Below are 8158 nucleotides of genomic sequence, written 5' to 3'. Positions count from 1 at the left end.
GCCCCCCGCCTACGGCGCCGCAGCCCGCCGCGCGGTCGGCCTCGCGCGCGGCCCGTGACCGTACGGCCCAGCCGGCCCGCTGCGAACGGGAGACCGCGGACACCAGCGGCGTCAGCAGGGCGAGCGCGAGCGGGGTGAGCAGCAGGGCGACGGCCGTACCGAGCGCGAAGCCGCCGATCACATCGGTCGGGTAGTGGACGCCCATGTAGACCCGGCAGAAGCCTTCGAACAGCGCCAGCCCGATCGCGGCCAGACCGAGCCCGCGGTGCGCGATGAAGATGCCCACGCCGATGGCCATCGCCATGGTGGCGTGGTCGCTGACGAACGAGTAGTCCGTCTTGCCCGCCACCAGGACTTCCAGGCCCTTGTGGTCCAGGAACGGTCTCGGCCGTTCCACAAAGCCCCGGATGGGGATATTGACCAGCAGCGCGACTGCGGCGGCCAGCGGCGCCCAGAGGAGCCCGACGACGGCGGTGACGGAGTCCTCCGCCGATCCGCTCCTGCGCACGCTCCACCAGCTCCAGAGCAGGATGAGCACCAGCGCGGCCATGATCCCGTACTCGCCGACGAACTCCATGACGCGGTCGAACCACGACGGTGCGCCCTTGGCCAGCCCATTGATGTCATAGAGCAGGCTGACGTCGGGGTTCGACCCATCCAGTGCGAGTCCAGCCATCTGCTGCGGCCCCTTGCCTTGTCGCCCGGCGCGCCGCATCTCCGTGCGCGCTGCCTCTTACCAACCCCCGTGGTCGGTACGGAACATGCCGCGCGATCAAGGTGATCAATACCCGGCTGCTGTCCAGGGAACGGCCTGCTCACCGTCTACGTTCCGCTCTCCACCGAACGATCACCATGACGTTATCGAAGAGTGATACGTCGTCCCAGTTCAGAAGGGCCTCGGGAGGGAGAGTTCCGGCCATGCGGAGATCCGCCGGCCCGGTGGTGAGGAGCTCCGGTCGGTCCGGTCAGACGGCCGGCCGGCTCTCCGGAAGATCGGTGGGCAGGGATTTCGCGCCGTCCTCGGTGACGCGGGTGGCGCCGAAGTAGTCCGGCGTGTCGATCTTGTCGAACCGGATCACGGCCCCGGTGTACGGCGCGTTGATCATGTATCCGCCGCCCACGTACAGCCCCACATGCCGGATGGTCCGTGAGTTCGTCAGATCGTCCGAGAAGAAAACGAGGTCCCCGGGGAGCAGCTCGTCGCGCGAGGGATGCTCACCGGCGTTGTACTGGTCATTGGCGACTCGCGGCAGCTCGATCCCGACGGTCCGGTACGCGGCCTGCGTCAGCCCGGAACAGTCGAACCGCCCGCCCTGCTCGGCCGTGCCGTTCCCGCCCCAGAGATAGGGCGTACCGAGCTTCTGCTGCGCGAAGTAGATGGCGGCGGCGGCCTGCTGCGACGGCGCGACGCGCCCGACGGGCCGGGCGAAGCTCTTCTCCAGCGTCCGGATGACCTTGACGTAGTTCTGGGTCTCCCGGTACGGCGGCACGCCTCGGTACTTGATGACGGCGTAGGCCCCGGCGTTGTATGCCGCGAGCATGTTGTCGGTCGGGTCGCCGGGCACGTCCTTGACGTATCCGGCCAATTCGCAGTCGTAGGAGGCGGCGGAGGGAATCGCGTCGGCCGGATCCCAGATGTCCCGGTCCCCGTCGCCGTCCCCGTCGATCCCGTGCGCCTGCCAGGTCCCGGGGATGAACTGCCCGATGCCTCTGGCGTCGGCGGGACTCTGGGCGCTGGGGTTCCACCCGCTCTCCTGGTACAACTGCGCGGCGAGCAAGGCCGGGTTGATGGCGGGACAGTAGTTGCCCCACTTCTGCACGAGCGGCTGATACGCGGCGGGCACGGCCCCCTTGGCCAGCCCCACGGCCCGCCCGCCGCCGACCAGCCCGGCGGCGGCGGAGTAGGTCCCCACAACGAGCAGCGCCACAAAACTCATCCCGACCCCACCGACAGCGGCCACGACCAGCCATGCCTTACGCACCGTCAAACACCCTCCGCGTCAGGGCCACAGTCCCGCCCCAGTCTAGGTCGCGAAGCCCCGATTCAGGAGATCCCAACGCCCTCCACCGAAACGCCCCCGCCGGATGACCAGAAGTCGTCGTACACATCGGGCCGCGTGGGGTACTCGCCCGCGCGCTGCGGGCTGTTCGGCTCGGTCGCCGGATCCGGTACGGCGGATTCCGTGAAACACGGGGTGGTGATGGAGAAGAAGAACTGGCCTTCGCCGCCGACTGCAACGCTCATACGGAAGTTTTCCGGCGAAGCCGCGTAGATGGCCGGGAGATCCTTGTCGGCGTCCACGCTGGTGATCTCATATCCACGCGCCTTCCAGTTGCGTTCCACCACGCCGAGCAAGCTTCCTCTCCGCTCCTCGGAGACGACGGTCATCACGGCGATTCGACGCTTTACCGATCCTGTGCCGGGCGATTCATCCTTGAAGCCGGTGCAGATACGGTCGTTCGACGGACCGTGATTCCATCGCAGTTCCGGCCTGATTCCAGACACCGTCTCAAGCATGATCGCGTCGGCTTTTTCAGCCGCCTGTTGCATGTTCACTCTGGGCAGCTTCCTTTCGGGGGCACTAGCACCTCGTTGCGAACCACATCCGGTGGCCAGAACGACCAGAAGCGCTGTCAGGACGAGGCGCGCAGCTTTCATCGGTGCTCCTGAGTGCTGATCTTGTCGCCTCGGCCTGCGACGATTTTCGCGATATTCCGCGCGGATTCCTCGTCGTCGTCCGGATTGAAATAGTTGGTGTGCGCCGTGAACCCGCCCAGGTCCCCCAGAGGACGCGGCCCGTCATCGACCCGGAATCGGCGGGCGCCGAATGCCTCGTGCGCCGGGTCCGTGCCGAACCAGATTTCTCGGTCGTCCGCCTGCGCGTCCTGCGCGAGGAACGCCGCCGTGCCTCCGCCCAGTCCTCCCACCGCCGCCCCCACAGGGCCGCCCACCGCGCCTCCCACCACCGCTCCGCTGACCGCGCCGGTCGCCATACCGCGCGCCTCGATCCTGGCCGGCATCGCCGTCACCGGATCGTTCTCCGCCGCGCCCACGAACACATGCCTGCGGCCCACACCCAGTTCGTCGGCCGAAGCCGCACCCGTTCCCGGGCTGCCCAGCAGCACGATGTCGTCGGCGCCCGGAATCCCGCCCTGCCGCTGCGCGGCCTGGCCGACCGTGAGCGAACCGTACGAATGCCCGATGGCCGTCACATGCGGATCCCCGTTCCGGTTCGTCGCCGAGACACCGGACATGAATTCGTTGTACGCGACCGCTCCCACCCGCGCCTGATCAGCGAATATCACATCCGTATTCCCCGCGACATCAGTGGCGGAGAGCTGAGGCGCGTCGTATCCCAGCCATACGATCGAGGCGCTGGACGCGTCGTACTCACGCGCTCCCACCGCCGTGTCCCGCGCCCGCTTCAAGTCGTTCCTCGCGAATTCCTCGTCCAGCGCCGTCCCCAGCCCCGGCACATACACCGAGACATTCCTCGCCGCGTCCGGATTCCCGTAGGAAACGATCGCCCGGCCGTTTCCCTGCTCCCCGAGCCCCAGCAGAAACATCGGCGGATGGCCGCCCGCCCGCAACTGCTCGTCGATCGCCCTCAGGCCCGCCAGCCGCGTCTGCGCTCCCTCGTCGCCCACCCGTCCCTCCAGCTTTCCGATCAGCAGCGCCAGGTTGTCCCGGTTCGCCGCGTCCCGTACCTCCGCCGGGATTCCGTCCAGGTTGCCGATCTCGTCCGGGTAGACCGCCAGATACTCCTCCCGCCGCTCCTGCGTCAGGCTGTCCCACCACGCCCTGCGCTCCGCCGGGGACTTCTCCGTCGGGATGGAGTCCTTGAGATACTCGTCCGCCAGCCCCCGCACCACCGTCGCGTCGCCGTGCGCGTCCGCCCAGAGCGCGTCGGAGGTCAGCAGGCCGTCCCGGGGAGCCGTCAGCTTCAGGAGCGTGGCCGTGTAGCGCGCGTCGATCCGGTTCGCCTCGCCGACCGCGCACGCGATCGCGTCGGCGATCTCTTGGGCCCTCGCCGCATGAGGGTTCGGGGCCGTCAGAGCGGGCGGCGGGGACAGCAGCCTCGGCAGCGCGCTGCCCTCGGCCGTACCGCCCGGGAGCTTGTCCTGTGTGACGATCTGCTCGCCCGCCGCCGGATAGCTCACCGAACCGTCCGCGTGGACCGTGAACTTCAAGCCATCCGCGTCGTCCAGCGCCGCCCGCAGCCTGCGCTGAGTCTCTCTCAGCTCCTGGGCGAGGCTGTTCAGGGTCGTACGGACCAGACCGCATTCCATATAGACGTACTGGAAGTTACGGCTCAGCTCCTCCAGCCGCGCGCTCGCCGCCTCCACCGCCTCGCCCTCCTGCGTGGCCTCAAGGCTCGCGAGAAGCTGCTTGTCGATGCGGTCCCGTGCCGCGTCCGCACGGTTGCTCACCTTGCCCCAGCCGTCGGCCGCGCCTTCCAGTTCGGCGCACTTCAGCTCACGCAACTGTGTCCATGTCAGCGCCCCGCTCCAGCCACCACGGCCGCCGCCACCGTGCCGGCCACCACCCCGACCACCACCCCAACCACCAGCACCACCGCCACCGCCACCGCCACCACCGAACCCGTTCAACGCGCACCGCCGCCCGCCCGCGCGAACGACGCCCTGATCGCCGCCTCGTTCTCGCCCTGCTCCCGTGCGACCGCCCGCAGATGAACCGCCAGGCTCTCGCACTCGCCCATCGCGATCTCGATGCGCCGCTCCCACGACATACGCACCGTTCGCAGCACCGCCGCGGCGCCCAGGCCCTCCGTACCGGCCGCCACGCCCTCGTGTGCGGCGGCGAACTCGCCTCGTACCAGGCCCATGTGCGTACGCAGCGCCTCGGCCGCCCCGGCCGCCCGCGTCCAGGGACCGTCGCTGTGCCGAAGCTCTCCGCCATGCCGCGGCCCGCCGGTGCGCGGAGCCGGTACGCCAACGCCACCGGCCATGTCGATCAACCGCTGCCGGCAGTCCTGGCTCTGCCCGCCCTGCCCCGGACCCTGCCCGCCCTGCCCCTGGCTCTGCCCCACAAACCCCGCCATACCGCTCTCGCCTCTGCTCCTCACCCGGGATCCTGTTCCTCACCCGGGATGCCGACCGCACTGTCCCAAAGGCGGACGCATCGCCGGCCCGCCCATAAACAGGGCGCGGGAGCAGGCACATACGGCCGAACCGTCCATAGCCCCGGACAGTCCTGGGCATCCATGGGCAGCGGCCCGTCGGCCGTACGGCTCGGCGCGGGCGCCAAGTTCACCCGTACGGTTGGCGCGGCGCGGCGGCATCCTCAACTCGCCGCCCATGACCGCCTCAGCACCCGGGCCCGCGCGGGACGTGACCGTAAAGGTGTAACAACGACAGTCATTGCCCGCAGTCACGGCCCGTGATACACAGAGTAACCATGCGCGTATACGCATGGCCGATCTACGCCAGGCCAGGACGGCATGATCGGTCATATGTGCGGGGATCGGGTAAAGAGAGCCGCCAAGCGGCATACGAGAGCGGTTCCATCAGCGAAGATAGAGCGTGACCCATGCCATGGGGGCGTGGGCGTGAACAACCCAACAGGGGCGGTGAGTTACATGTACCTGGCGGCCGAGAAGGGCGACATCACCACCATCATCGGTGGCATCGCCCCGAACTGGGGGCCTTTCGGGACTCTGGGGAACGAGGCCCGCGTCATGATCGAGGTAGTGATGGCCGTGGCCATCCTGCTCTGCCTCGGCATCGCGATCTGGGGCGCGGCCAAACAGCGGATCGGAGCGACCGCGCTCAGGGACACGTTCAGCGCGGAACAGGGCAAGGGCCTGATCGTCGCCGGGCTGACCGGTGTCTTCATCATCGGCTCGCTGGGCACGCTTTTCACCATCGTGTACGGGATGGCCGTCTAGCCGTCATCCCCAAGTCCCTGTCCCCAAGTCCCTGTCCCCAAGTCCCTGTCCCCGAGCCCGAACCCAGTCCCGTCCCCGACAGTCCGTACCGGGCGTGCCCGGACCACCTTCAACACCACCTGTCCGTCGCACCCACCGGCTGAGGTTGCGTCTCCCTGATGTCGAGTCACCACACCGCGCCCGCGCGGCAACCAGCACGGCTACCGTCGTACTACGCGGACCACGCGGAACCGCAAACGGCTGAGGGGACGTACGCGGCATGAGCTTCGGCGACGAGCACGGCTACGGCGGCGACTCGGGCCGTACGGACGACAGTTTCGGCGGCACGGGCCAGACGCGTACGCGCCTGCCCGACGGCAGAAGCGGCGACATGTACGGCGGCGGCGCCCGCCGCCCGGCCCGCGGCTCCCGCTCCCTGATCACCGTGGTCGGCGTGGTCGTCCTCCTCATCGCGGCCATCGCCTTCGCCAACCGCGGCGGCGACAAGTCCGCCGAAGGCGGCAAGGGCACAGGAGGCACGGCCGCCGACCCGACGGCGGCATCGGGCGTCAAGCCGGTCACAGGCAAGAACGGCACAATCCCATCAGGCTTCGCCCAGAACGAACAGGGCGCGGCAAGCGCGGCAGCCAACTACGCGGTGGCACTCGGCTCCGACGGCATGTTCAGCCAGGGCAGCCGGCACAGCATCCTCGACACCGTCTATACGCCGGACGCGGCGGGCAGGCTCAAGGAGTCGCTGGACGCCGCGTACACCACGGAGTTCCTGGAGAAGCTCGGCCTGGACGCCAATGGCAGTCCTCCGCAGGGCAGCACCTTCGTCTCCCGGACGATCCCGGTGGGCACCAGCGTCGAGAGTCTCAGCGGTGACAGCGCGAAGGTGTCCGTCTGGTACACGGGCCTGATCGGGATGTCCGGTCCCGACTCGACAGACCCGGTCAGCACGACCTGGAAGACCTGGACCTTCGATCTGCGGTGGATGGAGAACGACTGGAGGATCGCCGCGGAATCGCAGAAGGACGGGCCGGCCCCTGTCCCGGGCGACGTGGCGGCCTCCACCGCGGACGAGATCAGCAAGGCTGTCGAGCAGTACGGAGGCTTCACGTATGCCAGGTAGCTCCCGACACCGCGCTCGCTCGGTCGTCGCCGCCCTGACGGGTGTTCAAGCCGCGCTCCTCGTGTTCGCGGCGCGTGCCACGGCGGCACCGTCGCCCACGCCTATGCCCACACCCACCCCGTCCTCGACGGGCAGCCAGGGCGACTGCGACCTGCTGAAGGGACTCGTCAAGGAGTACTGCGAGAACGGCGACACCGGCACCGCCCGGTCCGGTCCTCCCAGCACGCCCGACGCCCTCGACCCCCTCTCCTCCCTGGCCAAAGGCTGCGCCGACGCCGCCGCGTGGATCGTCGGCAAGCTCAGTGACGCCGTCAACGAGACCGCCAATGTCGACTTCACCAACGCCGCCTTCCTGCGCCAGTACGCCGTCATCTTCGCCGCCTCCACCGTCCTCACCCTCGTCATCTGGCTTCTCGCCGTCGCCAAGCGCGCCATCCGCGGCGTCCCGCTGGCCACCGCGCTCTCCGAGGCCATCGGCTTCCTCTGGCTGACCGTCCTCGCCTCCGCCTTCACGCCGCTCATCCTCTATACGGTCGTCTCCGCGACCGACGGCGTCACCGAGGTCATCGCCACCTCCACCGGCGGCCAGACCGATGTCTTCTTCGGCGGCTTCGCCGAAGCCCTCAAGAAGGGCGACGACATCGGCGGCGGCCCGATCATGCTGATCGTCGTCGCCCTCGTGTCCATCCTCGCCGCCGGCGTCCTCTGGCTGGAACTGGTCATCAGAGCCGCGCTCCTCTATGTCGGCGCCCTGCTCGGCACCGTCGTCTACGCCGGGCTCGTCGACAAGAACATGTGGGGCCATGTCCGCCGCTGGGCCGGCATCATGATCGCCGTCATCATGGTCAAACCCGTGATCATGATCGTCCTCGGTCTCGCGGGCGCGCTCTCCGCCGACGAGGGCCCCGACGCGTTCTCCGCCGTCGTCTCCGGCCTCGCCATCATCCTGCTCGCGATCTTCGCCTCCGCGATGATCTACCGCTTCGTGCCCGGCTTCGGCGACGAGGTCGCCTCCTCCCGCACCAACCGGAAGCAGGCCACCGACGGCGCCCAGGCCGCCGCCCTCATCAGCTCTCCCGCCGCCCTCGTCTCCCAGGGCATCAAGACCCACAGCAGCCGCAGCCACCAGCAGCAG

The 8158-nt window shown here is 68.9% G+C and carries 8 protein-coding genes; 3 read left to right on the top strand and 5 right to left on the bottom strand.

Features of this window, described 5'->3' with window-relative positions:
* The 5 genes from GA0115259_RS15605 to GA0115259_RS41175 form a co-directional block, all read right to left on the bottom strand.
* Nucleotides 1–676 (bottom strand): phosphatase PAP2 family protein (locus GA0115259_RS15605; protein WP_093596706.1); only part of this gene is annotated, 676 nt, incomplete at its 3' end.
* 289 nt (nucleotides 677–965) lie between these two features.
* On the bottom strand, nucleotides 966–1937 hold the full coding sequence (locus GA0115259_RS15600) for a C40 family peptidase (protein ID WP_093596712.1): 972 nt from the start codon (nucleotides 1935–1937) through the stop codon (nucleotides 966–968).
* 107 nt (nucleotides 1938–2044) lie between these two features.
* Entirely contained in the window at nucleotides 2045–2551 is a 507-nt protein-coding gene (locus GA0115259_RS15595) for a hypothetical protein (protein ID WP_093596709.1), read from the bottom strand.
* Nucleotides 2552–2655: 104 nt separating this feature from the next.
* Nucleotides 2656–4485: an alpha/beta hydrolase gene (locus GA0115259_RS15590; RefSeq protein ID WP_237540056.1), complete on the bottom strand. Its 1830-nt coding sequence runs from the start codon at nucleotides 4483–4485 to the stop codon at nucleotides 2656–2658.
* Between the two features lie 122 nt (nucleotides 4486–4607).
* Nucleotides 4608–5063 carry a hypothetical protein gene (locus tag GA0115259_RS41175; protein WP_237540054.1) on the bottom strand — a complete coding sequence of 152 codons (456 nt, stop codon included), beginning with the start codon at nucleotides 5061–5063 and terminating at the stop codon, nucleotides 4608–4610.
* 537 nt (nucleotides 5064–5600) lie between these two features.
* Between GA0115259_RS41175 and GA0115259_RS15585 the strand changes: the two genes are divergently transcribed.
* From GA0115259_RS15585 to GA0115259_RS15575, 3 genes are all read left to right on the top strand, one after another.
* Nucleotides 5601–5909 (top strand): hypothetical protein, encoded by a 309-nt coding sequence (locus tag GA0115259_RS15585; protein WP_003985768.1) that lies wholly within the window; start codon nucleotides 5601–5603, stop codon nucleotides 5907–5909.
* 259 nt (nucleotides 5910–6168) lie between these two features.
* A complete protein-coding gene (locus tag GA0115259_RS15580) occupies nucleotides 6169–7023 on the top strand; it encodes a DUF8175 domain-containg protein (protein ID WP_093596700.1) in 855 nt (284 codons plus the stop codon).
* Nucleotides 7013–8158: hypothetical protein (locus GA0115259_RS15575; RefSeq protein ID WP_107469194.1), on the top strand; the 1146-nt coding region annotated here is incomplete at its 3' end. The genes GA0115259_RS15580 and GA0115259_RS15575, both read left to right, overlap by 11 nt.

Origin of the sequence: Streptomyces sp. MnatMP-M17 (assembly GCF_900091995.1) — a bacterium.
Taxonomy (GTDB): domain Bacteria; phylum Actinomycetota; class Actinomycetes; order Streptomycetales; family Streptomycetaceae; genus Streptomyces.
The sequence above is the reverse complement of the archived record's forward strand: the minus strand, read 5'-3'. Positions and strand labels throughout refer to the sequence as shown.